This window comes from Aquitalea palustris, from assembly GCF_003693445.1.
GTDB classification, from domain to species: Bacteria; Pseudomonadota; Gammaproteobacteria; order Burkholderiales; family Chromobacteriaceae; genus Aquitalea; species Aquitalea palustris.
On the sequence record NZ_RFAR01000125.1, the window covers coordinates 1 to 20,577 of the forward strand.

Genomic DNA, 20,577 nt, shown 5'->3' on the forward strand with positions numbered 1-20,577 from the left:
TTTGCATTGGCCTGCTGGGCGCGATGCCTCCGTAAGCCGCCCTGGGGCGGCTTTGTTGCGTCTGGCAGGGCGAAGGCTAAGCAGTACTACGCTGTAAGGGATGGCTTGGTGACGTTACAATACGCAATCTTTGCTATCTTGGCCGCTGTGTTGGCGGCGATTTCCTTTTGCTAGCCCGGAAAGACTACCTTGGCCGAATTCCTGCGTAAACGATTACACCTGTTTGTTCTGTTGTGGCTGGGTGTGGCGCTCATGGTCGGGATTCAGTGGGCCATGTCCGAATATCAGCGCATACAGGAAGATTTTGATCGCAGCGCCAGGCTGGCGCATGGAGTGATTGCGCGCAAGCTGGATCAGAATGAATCGGTACTTGCCGCTCTGGATGCGCTGCTGATGACGCGGCAGAAGTTCGACATGCCAGTGCTCAAGGCATTTTCACACCAGATTCTTTCGCATTATCCCCAGTTGTATACCGTGGAGTTCTTCCAGAATGTGACCCGTGATAACCGGCAAGCATTTCTGGACGAAATGCAGCAGCGCTTCGGAGCTACCTTTTTTATCCGTGACTTCGATATTGTCGGGCGTCGCAGCTGGGTGCCTGCGCCCGTGCGCGACCAGCATCTGGTAGTGACCATGATAGAGCCGGACATTCCGGCGGCCAGTTCGGTCTATGGCTTTGACGTGTTACATGAACCGCGCTTTGCTGCGGAGATGCACAAGGCGATAGAGAGCGGCCACAAGCTGGCATCGGCACCGTTTGATCTGTATGAGGGTGGGCGGGTGTATCTGCTGATGCAGCCGGTATTCCTGGGTCAAAATGGCACCGCAGGGCTTGCCGGCCGTGGCCAACTGGTCGGTGTGGTGGCGCTGGTGGTGTATTGTGAAAAGTTGCTGAGCATCTCGCCGGCGGAAGGGGTGCCGGCCGAGCTGGATTTGTCGATTCTGTCTGCGGACAGCAGTAGTAGCATTTTCAATGCCCGTGGCAAGCATGCCGATGCCGGGCACTGGTTTCCGGCCTTGTCACGGCTTGAGCTAAGCCTGCCACTGGTGAGTGAGTCGCAGCCGTTTGTGCTGCGGGTTGGCAAGGATGTTCTGCTGAGTGACTTCAAGCTGGGTGGTTTGCTGTTGCGGGAGGGGCTGATCTTGTCGCTGGTGATTTCGCTATGGCTGATCTACAGCCAGCGGCAGGCGATGAAGAGGGCGCAAAGCCAGGCGGATGAGGCGATCTTTTTGCAGAGCGAACGCGCCGCGGTCACCCTGAATGCAGTGCACGATGGCGTGATCACACTGGATCCGCAACAAAAGATCGAGATGGCTAATCCGATGGCGCTGACCCTGTTGGGCATGAGCCGGGAGGAGGTGATTGGCCAGCCTTTCCTGAATGTATTCCGCTTGATTGGCGAGCTGTCTGCCGAGTTGGCTGAAGACCCGGTCAGCGAATGCTATCGTGCCGCCCACACCGTGGAGTTGCCTGAACGCATGCAGCTGGCAACCGCCAAAGGGCATGTGCGACTGGTGGAGGGAGCGATTGCACCCCTGTTCTCGCGTAATGGCAGCCTGACCGGCGTGGTGTGCGCACTGCGCGATATGGGACCGGTGCGGCAGCGCGCCGCCGAGGCACTTGAGGCCAGCGAGCTGCGAGTGAAGGAACATCTGGAAAAACTGTCGCATGTGGCGCGCCTCCATACCATGGGGGAAATGGCCTCCGGTATTGCGCATGAGGTGAATCAACCGCTTACCGCCATTTCCAATTACTGTCAGGCCTCGCTGCAGCTGCTGGAGTTTGGTGAAGACAGCCGCCCGCAGGTGGAGTCGGCGCTCAGGCTGGCGGTGGCACAGGCTGATCGTGCCGGGGAAATCATCAAGCGCTTGCGTGCGCTGGTGAGCAAGCGGGCGATGGAAATCCGGCTGATAGACCTCAACCAGGTGGTGGGCAACTGCATGTTCCTTGCCGAGTACGACCTGAAAGAACGTGGCATCGAGATGGTGCAGTTGTTGTCGGTCTACCCGATGGCTGTGATGGCCGACAGCATCCAGATGGAGCAGGTGGTGCTGAACTTGCTGTCCAATGCCATGGACGCCCTGCGCGATGAGCCGGTGATGAAGCGCCACATCATCATTCATACCCGGCGCGAGGGTAAAAAAGCCATTCTGGAGGTGCGCGATACCGGCCGTGGCATTTCGCCGGAGTCGCTGGAAGTGCTGTTCCATCCCTTCTTCTCGACCAAGCAGAACGGCATGGGGCTGGGCTTGTCGATTTGCCAGACCATTGTCGAGCAATATGGCGGACTGATCTGCGCTGAAAACATTCCGGCCAGTGGTGCCTGCTTCCGTATCGAGCTACCGCTGTCACAGACTGTGACGACACCGGTACAAGAGCCGTCTGCCAGTTAGATGGCAAGTGATACGGATAGACGAAGAGCCGCGAATGCGGCTCTTGTTGTTTGCATTGTGAAGGGGTGTCAGCGCGGCTCTACCACCACCTGGGTGCGCTGGGCACGTTCTTCACGTGGGGTGATGCCGAAATGATTGCGGTAGGTGCTGGAGAAATGCGGGCCACTGGAAAAACCGCAAGCCAGACCGATCTGCACGATGGACTTGCTGGTCTGCTGCAGCAACTGGCGCGCCCGGCTCAGGCGCAGTTCCAGATAATATTTGGATGGCACCGTGCTGAGGTATTGCTTGAACAGCCGTTCCAGCTGACGACGCGACACGCCGACATAGTAGGCAATGTCATCGGTGGTCAGCGGTTCTTCGATATTGGCTTCCATCAGGCTGACGGCCTCGGTCAGCTTGGGCTGGCTGCCGCCGATGCGGGTGGCTAGCGGAATGCGCTGGCGTTCGTTGCCCGGGCGTACCCGTTCGATGCTGAACATTTCCGACAGGCGGGCGGTGAATTCATGACCATGCAGGCTGCCCACCAGCGACAGCATGAAGTCCAGTGTGGCCGCGCCACCGGCGCAGCTCATGCGGCTGCGGTCGATCTCGTACAGATTGGACGAGACGATGACCTCGTGGAATTCCTCGGTAAAACGGCTGATTTCCTGCCAGTGTATGGTGGCGCGAAAGCCATTGAGCAGGCCGGCGCGCGCCATCCAGTAGCTGCCGCAGCCAATGCCGGCGATGGGCAGCTTGTCGGTATGCAGACCGCTGATGCTTTTGAGGAATTCGTCCAGATTGACTTCAATGGTGATGTCGTCGGCCAGGACGAACAGGCCGTCCAGCTTGGGTGCATAGGCCAGCGGCAGATCCACCGGCAGTTTCAGGCCGTTGGACATGGCGACGGGCAGGCCGTTGAGAGACAAGGGCAGGAATTCATACAGCTTTTTTTCGGCCAGCTGATTGGCCCGGGTCAGCACTTCGCTGGCAATGGCGAAATCGGCCATGGAAGCGTGCGGAAGCAGGAGAAAACCGTAGCGTAACGGTTTGGCAGCGTGCATTGGATGACCCATGTTTTCCAAAAAAAGTGAGCACTATACCAAAAAAGCAGGTCATGCCGTGCTTGGCATGACGCTGCTATCTGAAAGGCATTGTACGATTTATTTAAGGCTGCCGGAGAGGAATTGTGCAAGCCGCTCACTTTGCGGATTGACCAGCACTTCCTTGGGGTTGCCTTGCTCTTCGATTTTGCCTTTGTGCAGGAAAATCACGTGGTTGGACACCTCGCGGGCAAAGCCCATTTCGTGGGTGACCACCACCATGGTGCGGCCCTCACGTGCCAGATCCTGCATCACCCGCAGTACTTCGCCTACCAGTTCCGGATCCAGTGCCGAAGTCGGTTCGTCAAACAGCATCACCTCTGGTTCCATGGCCAGGGCGCGGGCAATGGCCACGCGCTGCTGCTGGCCGCCGGACATGTGCGAAGGGTATTTGCCTTCCACATCTTTCAGGCCCACCTTGTCCAGGTATTTGCGGGCACGGGCGATCGCTTCGTCACGCGACAGGCCCAGTACATGGATGGGGGCTTCGATGATGTTTTCCAGCACGGTCATGTGTGCCCACAGATTGAAGTGCTGGAATACCATGGCCAGTTTGGTGCGGATGCGTTCCAGCTGCTTGTGGCTGGCGGCACGCAGCGCGCCGGTTTTCTTGTCGGCCACCAGTTGCAGCTCTTCGCCGCCCAGCTGGATCTGCCCGCTGTTGGGGTGTTCCAGCATGTTGATGCAGCGCAGGAAGGTACTCTTGCCCGAGCCGGAGGAGCCGATGATGCTGATCACATCGCCAGCATGGGCGGTCAGCGATACCCCCTTGAGCACTTCGTGGCTGCCATAGCTTTTGTGCAGGTCGGCAACGCGCAGTTTGATGTTGGTGGCTGGTGCCGCGTCGGTATGTTTCATGCTTGCAACCCTTGTCTTAAGGTTTCATCTGCCGCAGTGGGATGGCGGCTATTGCTGAAAGAGGGCGGCAACATTGCCGCCCACGCTGTCAATGCTTGCGCGGGGCCAGATAGGCCAGCCAGCGTTGCTCTGCCTGCTTGAAGAGCCAGACAAACAGAAAAGTCAGTGCCAGATAGATGGCGCCGGCCACCAGGAAGGGCTCGAAAGCCATATAGGTGTCGCTGTAAATGCGCCGGGCTACGCCGGTGATGTCGGCCAGTGTCACCAGGCCGGCTACCGCCGTGCTTTGCATCATCATGATCACTTCGTTGCTGTAGGCCGGCAGGGCGCGACGCAGGGCAGACGGAATCACGATACGGCGCATCATCAGCCATTTGCTCATGCCCATGGCGCGTGCAGCTTCGATTTCGCCCCAGTGGGTGGTGCGGATCTGGCCGGCGATGATTTCCGTGGTATAGGCAGCGGTGTTCAGGGTGAAGGCCAGAATGGCGCAGAACCAGGCATCTTGCAGGTACTGCCACATCCAGCTGTCCCGTACCGCATCAAACTGCGACAGGCCGTAATAGATGATGAACAGCTGCACCAGCAGCGGCGTGCCACGGAACACATAGGTATACAGCCAGACGCTGCCGGAGAGCAGACGGTTTTTGGATACCCGGCCCAGTGCCAGCGGAATGGCCAGCAGCATGCCCAGCAGCAGGGATGCTCCCAGCAGTTGCAGCGTCATCACGATGCCATCGCTGGTGCTGAGCAGCGGCTGGCCATCGGCTCCGCCCAGAAAGGCCGGCAGCTTGTCCAGAATCAGGTGAAAGTCGATCACAGGCCGTTCTCCTTCAGACCAGTGGAGTAGCGGCGCTCCAGCATGCCCAGCAGGATGTTGGACACGCTGGTGATCACCAGGAAGATCAGCGCCACCAGCATGTAGACGGTGAACGGCTCCTGGGTATTGGACTTGGCGGCATCGGCGCGGTACATCACGTCATTCAGGCCGATCACCGATACCAGCGCGGTGGATTTCACCAGTACCAGCCAGTTGTTGGTAAAGCTGGGCAGGGCGAAGCGCACCATTTGCGGAAAGGTGATGCGCAGGAAGATGCGCAGCGGCCCCATGCCATAGGCGGCACCCGCTTCCATTTGTCCCTTGGGTACGGCCATGATGGCGCCGCGGAAGGTCTCGGTCATGTAGGCACCGAAAATGAAGCCCAGCGTCAGCACCCCGGCGATAAAGGGGTCGATGTCCGGTGCCGCCCAGCCCATGGCGGTGGCGGCATCGTTCAGCAGCATCTGCACGCCGAAGAACAGCAAAAACATCCATACCAGGTCGGGCACGCCGCGTACCACGGTGGAATAGAGCTCGGCCAGTGTGCGCAAGGCTTTGGACGGGGCCATCTTGAACATGGCACCAATCAGGCCCAGTACCACCGAAACCGCCAGCGCAGCCGCCGCCAGCTTCAGCGTCAGCACCGCTCCGTCGAGGATGCTGGGAAGATATCCGTGTAAAAACATGTACTACCCCTGTGTTTCCCGGGAGGGGACGGTGACAGCAGCAGGCTGCCGTCACTACCGCAACGGTTTATTTGCCGTAGATGTCGAAGCTGAAGTATTTCTTCTGGATCTTGTCGTAGCTGCCGTCGGCGCGAATCTGCTGCAATGCCTTGTTGATGCGGGCCAGCAGGGCCTGGTCGGTCTTGCGTACGGCAACAGCCGCGCCTTCACCGAAGTATTTCACCTCGTTGTATTCCGGGCCGGCGAATGCATAGCCCTTGCCGGACGGTGTCTTGATGAAGTCGGACTCACCCACGGCGGCATCGACAAAGCTGGCATCCACGCGGCCGGCCTTCAGGTCGAGGAAGGATTCCGGGGCCTTGGCATAGGACACCAGTTTCGCCCCCAGCTTCACCCAGTTGTCGCGGGCGTATTTTTCCTGGATGGACGAGCGCAGCACGCCAATCTTCTTGCCCTTGAACCAGGCATCGTTGATCTGGCTGCCTTGTTTGGCGACCAGTCGGCTGGGCATGTTGTAGTACTTGTTGGAGAAGCTGACGACCTTCTTGCGCTCTTCGGTAATGTTCATCGAGGCGATGATGGCATCGAACTTGCGGGCCTGCAGGGCAGGGATGATGCCGTCGAAGTCTTGCGGCACCACTTCGCAAGTCACTTTCATGGCAGTGCACAGCGCCTGGGCGATGTCGGGGTCGAAGCCCTTCATCTTGCCATCAGGGCCTTGCTGGGAGAACGGTGGGTAACTGGCATCGGTGGCAAAGCGCAGGGTTTCGCCGTGGGCGGCCGCAGTCATGCCGAGCGCGCACGCGCCCAGCACCATGAGGGACTTGAACATGGTTTCTCCGGGGTGTCTTGTCGTTGTTATGTATGGCGATACCTGCCGGCGAGCGTGCCGCCGGCAGGGGATGGCTTCACAGGCAGGGCTTGCCGTGTTAGCCGCCGTAGACGTCAAAGCGGAAGTACTTGTCCTGTACTTTCTTATAGCTGCCATCCTTGCGGATCTGCTCGATGGCCTTGTTCAGGCGGCTGGTCAGCGCCTGGTTGCCCTTTTTCACGGCGATGCCCGCACCCAGGCCGAAGTATTTCACGTCGGCATAGTTGGGGCCGACAAAGGCGTAACCCTTGCCGCCGTCGGTCTTGAGAAATTCCTGTTCGCCCACTGCGCCATCAACAAAGACGGCGTCCACGCGGCCGGCTTTCAGATCGAGGAAGGATTCAGGCGACTTGGTGTAGGCCACGATGGTGGCACCGTTCTTGCCCCAGAAGTCGCGGGCAAACTTTTCCTGGGTGGAGGCACGCAGCACGCCGATCTTCTTGCCCTTGAAGGAAGTTTGCGACACCTGGGTGTTGCTCTTGGCCACGATGCGGCTGGCGATGTTGTAGTACTTGTTGCTGAAGTCGACGGCTTTCTTGCGCTCTTCGGTGATCTGCATCGAAGACAGAATAGCGTCGAACTTGTTGGCATTCAGTGCGGGAATCAGGCCGTCCCAGTCCTGCGGCACGATCTGGCAGGTGACTTTCATGGCGCTGCACAGTGCCTTGGCCATGTCGATGTCAAAACCTTCCGGCTTGCCATCAGCACCTTGCTTGGAGAACGGGGGGTAGTTCAGGTCTACACCAAAGCGGACGGTTTCGGCGTGGGCGGCAAAACCGGACAGGCTGACTGCAACTGCAGCAGCAAAAATGACCTTCTTCATATGTGTCTCTGCTTCTCGCATGGCAAAGAAAGATCCTGCGATCTTTCTCATGGTCTTACTTTGTAAACCCGGCGTGGATGGGATGGCTGTCCTGGGACAGCACGGCCGGAACCTGTTGTTGTTATGCCTGCATACGCCTCCTGTGAAGACGCCAGGCAATGGTGGCAGGAATCGTCCTGCCCAACAATCAGTCGCATTTGCGGCGGATAGCCCAAAATTGCGAAGGGGCGCATTTTACCCCTATTTGTATTCAAAGTGAAATGTCATCAAAATCATGCACTTAACTATTGATTGCCGGATTGTATACAATGTAGGCTGTGCTAGCCATTTTGTAATTGGCTGTCGCATTGCTATAAGGCAAATAGTGGGAGAAAAACCAGCCCTGCCCATGCGGCGGGTTTTTCATGCTGCACTGCATCCCATCTTTCTGTAAGTCGGTGTCGCATTAAGGAAATCCCGATGGTAGCGGGGTTACTACAATGCCCCGACACAAACCGTGCATACAACAAGAGAAGCCCCATGTCGCTTACCAACAAGACCGAACTGGCGAGCCTGATTGCTGATATCCAGGCCGTTGCACAGAGCAAGCTTTCATCCAAGGAGACACAACAACTCGCCGGTTTCTTCCCGATCTACTTCGAAGAAACCGAGCATGCCGACCTGCGCCAGTTTTCCTCGCTGGACCTGTTCGGTGCCGCGCTGGCCCATTTCGAGTTCGCCCGCAAGCGCAGCCCCGGTCAGCACAAGGTACGCATCTATACTCCCGATTTCGAGCGTGATGGCTGGCAGAGCACCCATTCGGTGATTGAAGTCGTCAACGACGACATGCCTTTCCTGATCGACTCCATCTCCATGCTGCTGTCGCGCTACAACATCAATCTGCACCTGCTGGTGCATCCGGTGCTGTCGGTTGGCCGTGACAAGAGCGGCAATTTGCAGGAAATCCGCCGCACGCAGGACCGCAGCCTGCCGCTGGAATCCTTCATCCATGTGCAGATCGACCGTGTCAGCGATGCCGCCACCCTGCAAAAGCTGGAAGCCGAACTGAATCGCATCATTGCCGACATCCGTCTGCTGGTGAGCGACGAGCCGAAAATGCGCGCCGTGCTGGGCGAAATCGGCAAGGACCTGGCCAAGGTCAAGGGCGAGCGTGCTGCCGAAGCCAAGGAAGCCGTGGATTTTCTCGGCTGGATGGCCGGCAATCACTTCCTGTTCATGGGCTACTGCGACTACGATCTGGTCAAGCGCGATGGCAAGGACAGCCTGAAGATCGTCAAGGACTCCGGCCTGGGCATCCTGCGCGACCAGGGTGACAAGGAATACTCCGCCAGCTTTGAAACCCTGCCGCAAGAATTGCGCGAACTGGCGCACCTGCCGCAGCTGATCATCCTGAACAAATCGCAAACCCGCTCCATCATCCACCGTCCGGCCTATGTCGACTTTGTCGGCATCAAGCGCTTCAACGACAAGGGTGAAGTGATCGGCGAGCGCCGCTTCCTCGGCCTGTACACCGCCAGCGCCTATCAGGCTTCGCCGAAAGACATTCCGCTGGTACGCCAGAAAGTGGCCAGCGTGGTAGCCAACTGCGACTACGTGGACGACAGCTACAAGGCCAAGACCCTGGGTTTCGTGCTGGAAAGCTATCCGCGCGACGAGCTGTTTGAAATCCCGGCCGATGTGCTGGGCCCGATCGCCGAAGGCATCGTCAGCCTGCAAGAGCGCCCGCGCGTGCGCCTGTTCGTGCGCAAGGACCGCTACCATCGTTATGTCAGCAGCCTGGTCTACGTGCCGCGTGACAGCTTCAACACCGAAGTGCGCCTGAAAATCGAAAAAGTGCTGATGGCTGCCTTCAATGGCAACTCGGCCGAATTCAGCGTGCAGATCAGCGACAGCTCGCTGGCGCGTGTGCATTACATCATCCGTACCAATGCTTCCAAGCTGCCGGCCTTCCGTGAATCCGACATCGAGGCGGAAATCGCCCGTCTGGTACGCGGCTGGGTGGAAGAAATGCACCAGCAACTGGTGGAAGTACACGGTGAAGAAGCCGGTAACCTGCTGTTCAAGCGCTATCGCACCGCCTTCCCGCTGTCCTATCGCGAAGAGTTCGCCGTACGCAATGCCGTGCTGGACGTGCAACTGCTGGAATCGGTGTCGGCCGGTCACCCGCTGGCGATGAAGCTGTACCGTCCTTTCCATCGTGGCAACCAGGCATTCAACCTGAAGCTGTTCCGCGAAGGCGAGCCGATGAGCCTGTCCGCCAGCCTGCCCATCCTGGAAAACATGGGTGTCAAGGTGAGCGACGAGCATCCCTACCGGGTCGAGCGTGAAGACGGCTCCTCGGTGTGGATCAGCGATTTCGGCCTGGACGTGGGTGCCTTCTTCGAGCAGATGTCGGTAGACGCTGTGCAGAAAGACTTCCAGGAACTGCTGGCCCAGGTCTTTGCCAAGCGCTGCGAAAACGACGGTTTCAACCGTCTGGCGCTGATTGCTGGCCTCGACTGGCGTGAAATCTCGCTGGTGCGCGCACTGGCCAAGTATCTGCGTCAGGGCGGCCTCACCTTCAGCCAGAGCTATCTGGAACAGTGCGTCGCCAACTATCCGGAAATCACCCGTCGTCTGGTGGCGCTGTTTGTGGCGCGTCTGGACCCGGCCCATGCTGATGATGCGCGCGCCGAAGTGCTGCTGGCCGAAGTGAAAGAGCAGCTGGACAATGTGGCCAACCTGGACGAAGACCGTATCCTGAACGGCTTCCTGGCGGTGATTCTGGCGACCCGTCGCACCAACTTCTGGCAGAAGGATGCAGCGGGCGAATTCAAGTCCTACATCTCCTTCAAGCTGGAGTCCAAGCAGATTCCCTTCCTGCCGCAGCCGCGCCCGATGTTCGAAATCTGGGTGTACAGCCCGCGTGTGGAAGGCGTGCATCTGCGCGGCTCCAAGGTAGCGCGTGGCGGCCTGCGCTGGTCGGACCGCATGGAAGACTTCCGTACCGAAGTGCTGGGTCTGGTGAAGGCGCAGATGGTGAAGAACTCCGTCATCGTGCCGATGGGCTCCAAGGGCGGCTTTGTCGGCAAGCAACTGCCGGCACCGAGCGACCGTGAAGCCTTCCTGGCCGAAGGTATCGCCTGCTACAAGATCTTCATCTCCGCACTGCTGGATGTCACCGACAACCTGGTAACCGGTCAGATCATTCCGCCCAAGGACGTACGTCGTCTGGACCCGGATGATCCCTACCTGGTGGTGGCTGCCGACAAGGGCACGGCGACTTTCTCCGACATCGCCAACGGCATTTCCGAATCCTACGGCTTCTGGCTGGGCGATGCCTTTGCCTCCGGCGGTTCCGCCGGTTACGACCACAAGGGCATGGGCATTACCGCCCGTGGTGCCTGGGAATCGGTCAAGCGTCACTTCCGTCATCTGGGCATCAACACCCAGGAGCAGGATTTCAGCGTGATCGGCATTGGCGACATGGCTGGCGACGTATTCGGCAACGGCATGCTGCTGTCCGAACACATCTGCCTGAAGGCCGCGTTCAACCACCTGCACATCTTCCTGGACCCGACCCCGGACGCCAAGACCAGCTTTGCCGAACGCGCACGCCTGTTCAATCTGCCGCGTTCCAGCTGGGCCGATTACAACCGCGAGTTGATTTCCAAGGGCGGTGGCATTTTCGAGCGCTCGGCCAAGTCCATTCCGCTGTCGGCTGAAGTCAAAGCCTGGCTGGAAACCGACAAGGACAGCATGGCGCCGAACGAGCTGATCCATGAAATCCTCAAGGCCAAGATCGACCTCTTGTACAACGGCGGTATCGGTACTTACATCAAGGCCTCTACCCAGAGCCATGCCGACGCCCGCGACCGCGCCTGCGACCCGGTACGTGTCAATGGCAACCAGCTGCAAGCGCGTGTGGTGGCCGAAGGTGGCAACCTGACTTGCACCCAGCTGGGCCGTGTCGAATTCGCGCTGGCTGGCGGTCGCATCGCCACCGACGCCATCGACAACTCCGCTGGTGTGGATTGCTCCGACCACGAAGTCAACATCAAGATCCTGCTGGGTGCGGTGATGCAAGCTGGCGACATGACGCTGAAACAGCGTAATGAGCTGCTGGCTGAAATGACCGACGAAGTGGGCCATCTGGTGCTGCGCAACAACGTGCTGCAAACCCAGATCCTGGCGATCAAGCGTCTGGAAGCGGCTTCCATGCTGTCCACCCATGCGCGCATGATTTCGCACATGGAAAAGACCGGCGAGCTCAACCGCGAAATCGAATACCTGCCGTCGGAAACCCAGATCAACGAACGCCGTCTGGCGCGTCAGGGCCTGACCGTACCGGAAATCGCGGTATTGCTGGCCTACAGCAAGATTTCGCTGGACCAGGCCATTCTGGCGACCGATGTGCCGGATGACGCCGACTTCCTGCCGGTGCTGGTGAACTACTTCCCGCAGCCGCTGCAACAGCGCTTTGGTGCGCAGATGCAGCAGCATCAGCTGCGTCGCGAAATCATCGCCAACCAACTGGCCAACCAGATCATCAACCGCATGGGCACCACCTTCGTGTTCCGTCTGCAGGAAGAGTCGCCGTTCTCTGCTGCCGACATCGCCCGTGCCTGGTGGATTGCCAGCCGTGTGTTCGATGCCGACACCCTGTGGGGTCGTATCGAGGCGCTGGACAACCTGGTGCCGGCCGACCAGCAAATGGAATTGATGGTGCTGGTGCGTACCCTGATCGAGCGTGTTACCCGCTGGGTGCTGCGCAACAAGCGTCCGTTCACCTCGGTGAATGCCGTGATCGAACAGTACGCCGGCAAGGTGCAGGCGCTGCTGGCGCGTCTGCCGGCGCTGGTGGATGCCAAACAGTACCCGGCCGTGGCCGAACTGGAAGCCCGCCTGAGCCTGCCGAACATGCCGCAGGAACTGGCCAGCGTGCTGGCGCGTCTGGAGTTTGCCGTACCGCTGATGGACATCATCGAAATCAGCGAAGGCGGCGAGCTGTCGCTGGACGAAGTAGCGCAAAACTACTTCCAGCTGGGACGCAATCTGCAACTGGACTGGCTGCGTGACGCCATCACCGGTCTGCCGCGTGACAACCGCTGGCAGTCGCTGGCCCGCTCCGCGCTGCGCGACGACCTGTATCGTCTGCATCGCAAGCTGGCCAAGCTGGCGCTCAGCGAAGCCAGCGGTGACAAGGCCTTTGCCGATGCCTGGCTGGCCAAGCGCCGCAGCGAGCTGGAACTGTGCTACCAGATGTTTGCCGAGCTGCAGTCCTTCAGCGTGCTGGATCTGGCCATGCTGTCGGCCGGCATGCGCGAGCTCAACAACCACCTGCTGGCCTGATCAGCCAAGGCAATGTGAACAAACCGGCCCCCAGGGGCCGGTTTTTTTATGGTGATCAGCAGAAAATGCCGGGGGATTTGCGCGAAGCGGCGGACGGCAGCAGGCAATTCCGGCTATCATCCGCACTTGACTCCGGCATCCATCATGCCGAACAGACTGGAATGACAAGATGCAGAACACACAGGCCGATGCCTCCGCCCGCGATGCGGAACAAGCCTGGCGCAAGGCCAAGCAGCTGGAGCAGGCGCTGATTGAATTACTGCAGCAGGCCTTGCCGGCCAGCGGGCTGTGCACCGTGGGCAAGCCGCTGACCGAGCAGCAAAAGCGCGGCGAATCGCGCCTGGCGCTGTGCTGCAGCCTGCCGCTGCTGCAAAAGAAAAAGCGCAAGGACACCATTGTGGCCTTCCTCGATTTCCAGATCAGCCTGGCGGGTGATGGTGTCCCCTTGCTGGAGAGCACCGCACAGCCTCTGGGTGCGGTATTGCATATTGCGCACTGGACCTGTGAATTCAGCTTCGATTACGACGCCTACGTCGGTTTCCCAGCCACCGGCTGGCAGCCGTGGCTGAATCAGGCCGGCCGCCTGCTGCGCTGGGAGGACGACGAATCGCCGTTTGGCGACGAGTGGACCTACAGCCTGCGGCTGGATGCGCTGAGTGCAGACGAAGGCCTGCTGCGCCAGGTGGTATTGCAGCCGGTATTGGCCTTGCTGGAAGGCGCGCCGGCCGAGCAGGCGCTGCCAGACGGTTTGCCGGGCCTGATCCGTTATGTCGATATACCGGCGGCGGACGGCTTGCAGGACTTGCGCGTGACGGGCTGAGCCAGCTTTGGCGCCGTAAAAGAAAAACCCCGCAAACCGTTTGCGGGGTTTTTTGTGCCGTTGCGGTTGGCGGGTTCAGTTTGTTGCCGACGCCTGCCAGCCACCGCCCAATGCCTTCAACAGGTTGACGCTCCAGACAAACTGGCTGCCGCGCAGCTGCGATTGCAGGCGCTGCGCTGCCAGCAGGTTTTGCTGGTTGATGGCCAGGGTCAGGGCATTGTCCAGCCCTTCGCGATAACGCAGCAGCGAGAGCTCATATGCCTTGCGCTGGCTGTCTACCGCCTGTTGTTGCCGAGTCCCGGCCTCGCTCAGGCCGTGTAGCGTGGACAGGGCGTCCTGGCTTTCCTGCATGGCTTGCAACACGGTCTGGCGATAACTGGCGGCAGCGGCCTGGTAGCCCGCTTCCGCATAATTGACGCCAGCGCGGGTCTTGCCATTGTCAAACAGCGTCTGGCTGGCCTGCAGGCCCAGTGCCCAGACCAGGGCGGGGGCGGAAATCAGCTTGGCCAATTGGGCAGATTCATAGCCGATATAGCTTGGCGACAGGGTGAGTTGGGGAAACCAGGCGGCTTTGGCCACGCCGATCTGGGCATTGGCAGCAGCCATGGCGCGTTCGGCGGCGGCAATGTCTGGCCGCCGCTCCAGCAATTGCGCCGGCAGCCCGCCGGCAATGGCGGGCAGCTGGGTGGGCAGGCTGCCCGGTGACAGGCTGAGGGCGGGAGCCGGCTTGCCGCTCAGAGTGGCCAGCAGGTCTTGCTGTTGCTGGCGCTGATTGCCCAGCAGGCTGAGCTGTGCCTGGGCTGCTTGTAAGGCGGCTTGCTGGGTGGCCAGGGCGCTGGCATTGTCCAGACCTTCCTGGTGACGCACCTGGGTCAGGTGCAGCACTTTTTCCTGCAGACCAATCGAGGCCTGCAGCAGGTGGCTTTCCTCATCCAGCTGGCGTAGCTGGAAATAGGCACTGGCCAGTTGTGCAGTCAGCAGCAGACGCACGTTTTCGCTGTCAGCCCGGCTTTGTTCCGCACTGGCATTGGCGCTTTCCACATCGCGGCGAACCCGGCCCAGCCAGTCGAATTCATAGCTGACACTCAGGGTGGGCTTGTAATCGTTCTGGATGGTGCTGCTATTGGGCGAGTTGTAGTTGGACAGCGGGCGGTCGGCGGAGATGCGGCTGCGGCTGGCGCTCATGCCCGCGCCCACGCTGGGCAGGGTGGCGGCAGCATGGGAACCGGCCAGCGCCTGTGCTTGCTGCAGCCGGGCCAGTGCCTGCGCCAGCGTGGCATTGTGGGCGATGCAGTCTTGTTCCAGCTGGTTGAGCGTTTCGTCGCCAAACAGCTGCCACCAGGACTGCTTGGGCAATTGGTCGGCCGGGCGGGCCGCCTGCCAGCTACCCTGATCCTTCCACTGCGCGGGCAGGTCGGGCAGGGCCGGGCGCTGGTAGTCCGGGCCGATGGCAGAGCACGCTGCCAGCAGCAGGCTCAGGCTGGCCAGCAGGCAGGAAGTCAGGGGGGCTGATGCACGCATGCTGCTTACCCGCCCTTGCCGCTGGTCACGATATTGACCGGCTGACCGTCGCTGATGGCATCGGCAGGGTTGATGATGACGTGCTCCTGGCCGGTGAGGCCGGATTTGATTTCCACTTCCTTGCCGTAATCGGTGCCCAGCACCACTTTTTGCAGCTTGACCTTGCCCTTGGCATCCACGGTGGCCACCTGGCTGCCGGCCGGGCCGAACAGCAGGGTGTTGGCCGGCAAGGTCAGGCTGGGTTTGCCCGGCAGATTGAAGCGCGCTTCCACATACAGGCCGGGCAGCAGTTTGTGCCCGGCATTGGGCAGCACGATTTCCACCTGCAGCGTGCGGGTGGCCGGGTCGATGGCGCCGGCAGTGCGGGCTATCCGCCCTTTGACGGCAGCCTCGCCGCTATCGCTGGGTTTGACCTCCACCGTGTCGCCGACGCGGATCTGGCTGGCCCTATCCTGCGGCACATAGGCATACAGGTGGAGCTGGTCGACCTGGGCAATGGCAAACAGCGCCTGGGCGCTGCCGCCATTGCCGGCATTGATCAGGCTACCGTTGTCGACATTGCGCTTGGTGATGATGCCGTCAAACGGGGCAATCACCTTGCCGAAATCCTGCTGGTCGCGCAGGCGTTTCAGTACGGCGCCGGTTTGCTGGTAAGCGGCGGATTTTTCTTCGTATTCCTGTTGCGATACCGCATCCTGCGCCCGGAGGCGACTCCAGCGTTCAAAGGCGGTGCGCGCCAGTTCGTGGTTGGCTGCCGCTTCATCTACTTGCTTGTTGATGTCGGGAATGTCCAGCACGGCCAGCACATCTCCCTTCCTGACCGGCTGCCCGATATCCTTGAACCACTGTTTCACATAGCCGCTGGTACGGGCATAAATCTGCGCCTCGGTCAGCCCTTGCAGGGTAGAGGGCAGGGTGAGCTTGTCATCATGCCGGTTGGGCTGCGGCGTGACCACGCGCACCTGCTGGATGGCGCTCTGGCTGGCTGCCTGTGCCAGGGTGTCGGCGGCGGCCTGGCGCGCCAGCAGCGTGCGGGCGAGGCCGGCCAGCAATAGCAGCAGGATGATGATGGTAACGGTACGGGCGCGGCGCGCTACCTTGTCGCGGCCATTGAGCGATGCGACGGTGTTCTGGTGAAACGTCGGCACGCCCTGAGAGGCATGGCGCTGTTCTGTCATGGTGAAGTCCTAGGCTTGGGCCGGTTGGGGCGGATGGTCGTTGTCGTCTGCCGCATCTTGTTGTGACTTGCGCTGGGCCAGCCAGCTGTGGAAGCTGGCAAACACCACCGGGACGAAGACCAAGGTGGACACGGTGGCAAACAGCAGGCCGCCGATGACGGCGCGGCCCAGCGGGGCATTCTGCTCCGAGCCATCGCCAATGCCGATGGCCATGGGAATCATGCCGATGATCATGGCCAGCGCCGTCATCAGTACCGGACGCAGGCGGGTAGCCCCGGCTTCCAGCGCTGCCGACAGGGGTGGCAGCCCTTCATGCAGACGCTGGCGGGCAAAGGCCACCACCAGAATGCTGTTGGCGGTGGATACCCCCATGGTCATGATGGCGCCGGTCAGCGCCGGTACGCTCAGATTGGTGCCGGTCAGTATCAGCATCCAGGCAATGCCGGCCAGTGCCGCCGGCAGGGCGGAGATGATGATGAAGGGGTCCAGCCAGGACTGGAAATTCACCACGATCAGCAGATAGACCAGCACGATGGCGCCCAGAATGCCAACGCCCAGGCCGGTGTAGGACGACTGCATGGTTTCCACCTGGCCGCGCATGCTGATCTTGCTGCCCTTGGGCAGGCTGGCTTGCGCCTGCTTGATGAGCTGCTGGATGTCGCGGGCGGCCGAGCCCAGATCGCGGCCGCGCACATTGGCATAGATGTCCACTGCCGGCTGGATGTTGTAGCGGGTGACAATGGCGGCCTCGCGGCCGGGGCTGACCTTGACCAGATTGCCCAGTTGCTGCGGGCTGCTGCCGTTATTGCCTGCCGCATTCACCGGCAGGCCCATCAGGTCGTCCAGGGTATTGATGCGGTATTGCGGGGTTTGCGCCTGCATGTTGTACACCACGCTATTGGCCGGATTCAGCCAGAAGGTGGGCTGGGTCTGCTGGCTGCCGGACAAGGGCAGCAGCAGGTTCTGTGCCACATCGCTGGCGCTGATGCCCATGTTCTGCAAACGCGAGCGGTTCATTTCCAGCTGCAGCGAGGGCGCATCCAGCCGCTGGTGGACATGCACATCCACCGCACCATTCACGCCCTTGATGTGGTCGGCCAGCTTGACGGCGAAGGCATGGTTTTCCGCCATGTTCTTGCCGTAAATCTGCACATCGATGGCGGATGGCGTGCCGAAGTTGAGAATCTGCGTGACGATGTCGGCAGGCTGGAAGAAAAACTCCACACCGGGGAAGCGTTTGGCCAGCAGCGGCGGAATCTTGTCGATGTAATCCGCACTGGGGCGGTGGCCGGGTTTCAGCGAAATCAGGATGTCTGCATCCAGCGTGCCGATGGTGCCGGAGTTGCTGTAGGACAGATTGATGCCGGAGTAGGGCAGGCCGATATTGTCGATGATGGTATCCAGCTCGGCCGGCGGAATGATGTCGCGCAGGGCATGGTCCACGCCATCGGCCAGCACGGCGGTGTTCTCTATGCGGGTGCCGGTGGGCGCGCGCATGTGCAGCTTGATCTGGCCGGTGTCCACGGTGGGGAACAGGTCGCGCCCCAGTAGCAGGTACAGGCCACAGGACAGCAGGCAGAAGCCGAGAAAGGCGGCCATGAAGCGCCGGCGATGGGTCAGCAGATGGCTGAGCAGCAGCACATACACCGTGCGCAGCTTTTCAAAGTGATGGTTGAAGCGGGTATGCACATGGTGAATCCACTGGGTGAACCGGCCGCTGCGGCCCTGGTGGCCCATCAGCAGCAGAGCCAGCGTGGGCACCAGGGTACGCGACAGCACATAGGAGGCCAGCATGGCAAACACCACCGCCTCGGCCAGCGGCACGAACAGGTAACGCGCCACGCCCTCGAGGAAGAACATGGGTACGAACACGATGCAGATGCACAGGGTGGAAACAAAGGCCGGAATGGCAATTTCCCCCGCACCTTCCAGAATGGCGGTATACAGCGGTGAACCCATGTGCAGGTGGCGTTCGATGTTTTCGATGGTGACGGTGGCATCGTCCACCAGAATGCCCACCGCCAGCGCCAGCCCGCCCAGCGTCATCACATTGATGGTTTCGCCAACGGCATGCAGCAGAATGATGGAAGAAAAAATCGACAGCGGAATCGACACGGCAATGATGGAGGTGGTGCGCCAGTTGCCCAGAAACAGCAGCAGCATGATGGCGGTGAGCACGGCGGCAATCAGCGCCTCGTGCACCACCCCCTCCACCGCGGTTTTCACGAATACCGACTGGTCGGCCAGCAGCGCTACCTCAATGCCCTTGGGCAGCAAGGGCGTCACCGTGGGCAGCAGGCTTTTCAGATTGTCCACCACGCTGAGGGTGGAGGCACCGCCGTTCTTGTACACCGACAGCAGCAGCCCGCGCTGGCCGTTCTGGCGCACGATATTGGTTTGCGGCGAGAAGCCGTCGCGCACATGCGCCACCTCGCCCAGATAGGTGATGGCGCCATTGCTGCTGCGCACCGGCAAGTTATTCAGCCCGGCAATGGTGGTGGGCGAGCCGTTCAGGCCGATATTGTATTCAGTGTCGCCAATCTTGGCGGTGCCGGATGGCAGGATCAGGTTCTGGCTGCTGATGGCATTGACCACGCTGGCTGGTGTCATGCCCTTGGCGGTAATGGCCGCCATGTCCAGATCGACCGATAGCAGCCGCACCTTGCCACCATAAGGGTAGGGGATGGCCACGCCGGGAATGGTCACCAGCTGCGGACGCAGGGTGTTGACCGCGGCATCGAACACATCCTGTTCGGACAATTCCTTGCTCGACATCCCCAGCTGAATCACCGGCACGCTGGAAGCGGTGTACTTGATCACCAGCGGTGCCGTGGTGCCGGGTGGCATCTGGCGTACCACCGCCTGCGAGACTGACACCACCTGGGCAATCGCCGTCTGGATATTCACATTGGGCTGGAAAAAGATCTTGATCACCGCAATGCCGTTGAGCGACTGCGACTCGATATGCTCGATGTCGTTCACCGTGGTGGTGAGAATGCGCTCGTGCGACTGGGTGATGCGATCCGCCATCTGCTGCGGAGCCAGGCCGTTATAGCCCCAGATGACACTGATCACCGGAATGTCTATTTCCGGCAATACATCCACCGGCGTGCGAAACAGCGCCAATGCGGTGGCCAGCAGGATGGCAATCGCCATCACGATAAAGGTGTAGGGCCTGCGTAATGCAGTTTCGACGATCCACATCGGGTAGTGTTGCCTTCCATGCAAACTGCCGGCGAATAGAGCCGGTTGGCGCACATCAAGATGGAAAAAAGTCTGTAGGCACGGCCTTGTCGCGTGATGCCAGCCAGGCTGGGACTATCGTGGCCGAAGCCGCCGCGACTTTTGCGATGATAGCCCATGCCGGTTACCGCCGAGTGTCCGACAATCATGCCAATTGTTGCTAAATATTGCAGGAAATCGTCAGTCCTGGCCGCTATGACTGTGCCATGGCCGTATCGCTGCTGAATAACAGGGTGGGCAGGCTGCTGCCAGGGAAATCGAAAGGCCCGCAGCCATGCAGCCCAGCCTTTTGCAACACGCGCGCCGATGCCTGATTGTCGGCATTGATATAGGCCACCACCCGTGGCAGCCGTAATTGTGTCAGGCCGTACTGCACACAGGTCGCCGCAGCTTCGCTGGCATAACCCAGCCCACGCCATGCCGGCAGCAGGGTATAGCCCACATCGACATCGGCCAGCCCCTCGCGCCGGATCAGCCCGCACATGCCAACAGGCTGGCCATCCTCCAGCCGCTCCATGCACCACAGCCCGATGCCGTGCTGCGCATAGCTCGCCAGCGGACCACGGCTGATGTAGTTGCCAGCATCTTCCAGCGTATGCACGCCACGATCCGTCACATTACGGATGAAATCCGGGTCGGTCAGCAGGGCCAGCACCAGCGGTGCATCCTGCAGGGTGAATTCGCGCAGTCGCAAGCGGGAAGTAAGAATGGGTAACATGATGAACTTTGCATCCAGACAAAGAGTAAGCCAGTTTACTGCATGCGCTGCACACTGCGATCAATTCCAGCAGTAGGGTGGCCAGCATGGCAGTGACGGCGGCGGCACCCGGTCTGGCCAGCAGTTTTTTTGTTGGGATCTTGCCAAAAGAACACAGTACCTGTATTATCGCCCTCTCTGTTGCAGCACCGCAGCAGCCATCTGGAGAGGTGGATGAGTGGTTTAAGTC

The 20,577-nt window shown here is 60.3% G+C and carries 13 protein-coding genes; 3 read left to right on the top strand and 10 right to left on the bottom strand.

From position 1 onward, the window contains the following. The first annotated feature begins 189 nt into the window (after positions 1–189). Complete coding sequence (locus EAY64_RS19640; protein ID WP_103526395.1) at positions 190–2,394, top strand: ATP-binding protein; 2,205 nt, start codon at positions 190–192, stop codon at positions 2,392–2,394. Between the two features lie 68 nt (positions 2,395–2,462). Here EAY64_RS19640 and EAY64_RS19645 read toward each other — a convergent pair whose 3' ends face one another. The 6 genes from EAY64_RS19645 to EAY64_RS19670 form a co-directional block, all read right to left on the bottom strand. Further along, the gene (locus EAY64_RS19645) at positions 2,463–3,452 is read right to left on the bottom strand and encodes a GlxA family transcriptional regulator (RefSeq protein ID WP_082693517.1); all 990 of its coding nucleotides are present in this window, start codon (positions 3,450–3,452) and stop codon (positions 2,463–2,465) included. Positions 3,453–3,539: 87 nt separating this feature from the next. Continuing rightward, complete coding sequence (locus tag EAY64_RS19650) at positions 3,540–4,337, bottom strand: ABC transporter ATP-binding protein (RefSeq protein ID WP_103526396.1); 798 nt, start codon at positions 4,335–4,337, stop codon at positions 3,540–3,542. 88 nt (positions 4,338–4,425) lie between these two features. Further along, a complete protein-coding gene (locus EAY64_RS19655; protein WP_103526398.1) occupies positions 4,426–5,157 on the bottom strand; it encodes an ABC transporter permease in 732 nt (243 codons plus the stop codon). Beyond that, positions 5,154–5,843, bottom strand: coding sequence for an ABC transporter permease (locus EAY64_RS19660; protein WP_103526400.1), 690 nt, complete (start codon positions 5,841–5,843; stop codon positions 5,154–5,156). Before EAY64_RS19660 ends, EAY64_RS19655 begins: the two co-directional genes overlap by 4 nt. A 67-nt stretch (positions 5,844–5,910) precedes the next feature. Then, entirely contained in the window at positions 5,911–6,675 is a 765-nt protein-coding gene (locus tag EAY64_RS19665) for an ABC transporter substrate-binding protein (RefSeq protein ID WP_103526402.1), read from the bottom strand. 97 nt (positions 6,676–6,772) lie between these two features. Beyond that, positions 6,773–7,537, bottom strand: coding sequence for an ABC transporter substrate-binding protein (locus tag EAY64_RS19670; RefSeq protein WP_103526404.1), 765 nt, complete (start codon positions 7,535–7,537; stop codon positions 6,773–6,775). A 519-nt stretch (positions 7,538–8,056) separates the two neighbouring features. Here EAY64_RS19670 and EAY64_RS19675 point away from each other — a divergent pair. Both EAY64_RS19675 and EAY64_RS19680 read left to right on the top strand, forming a co-directional pair. Further along, positions 8,057–12,868 carry an NAD-glutamate dehydrogenase gene (locus tag EAY64_RS19675; RefSeq protein ID WP_103526406.1) on the top strand — a complete coding sequence of 1,604 codons (4,812 nt, stop codon included), beginning with the start codon at positions 8,057–8,059 and terminating at the stop codon, positions 12,866–12,868. Between the two features lie 169 nt (positions 12,869–13,037). Then, on the top strand, positions 13,038–13,688 hold the full coding sequence (locus tag EAY64_RS19680; RefSeq protein ID WP_103526408.1) for a hypothetical protein: 651 nt from the start codon (positions 13,038–13,040) through the stop codon (positions 13,686–13,688). 75 nt (positions 13,689–13,763) lie between these two features. Here EAY64_RS19680 and EAY64_RS19685 read toward each other — a convergent pair whose 3' ends face one another. From EAY64_RS19685 to EAY64_RS19700, 4 genes are all read right to left on the bottom strand, one after another. Next, positions 13,764–15,209, bottom strand: a complete 1,446-nt coding sequence (locus EAY64_RS19685) for an efflux transporter outer membrane subunit (RefSeq protein WP_103526410.1) — start codon at positions 15,207–15,209, stop codon at positions 13,764–13,766. Between the two features lie 5 nt (positions 15,210–15,214). Continuing rightward, positions 15,215–16,387: an efflux RND transporter periplasmic adaptor subunit gene (locus EAY64_RS19690; RefSeq protein WP_103526412.1), complete on the bottom strand. Its 1,173-nt coding sequence runs from the start codon at positions 16,385–16,387 to the stop codon at positions 15,215–15,217. Positions 16,388–16,396: 9 nt separating this feature from the next. After that, the gene (locus EAY64_RS19695; RefSeq protein WP_103526413.1) at positions 16,397–19,591 is read right to left on the bottom strand and encodes an efflux RND transporter permease subunit; all 3,195 of its coding nucleotides are present in this window, start codon (positions 19,589–19,591) and stop codon (positions 16,397–16,399) included. 232 nt (positions 19,592–19,823) lie between these two features. Continuing rightward, entirely contained in the window at positions 19,824–20,348 is a 525-nt protein-coding gene (locus EAY64_RS19700; RefSeq protein WP_199734499.1) for a GNAT family N-acetyltransferase, read from the bottom strand. Positions 20,349–20,577: the final 229 nt, after the last annotated feature.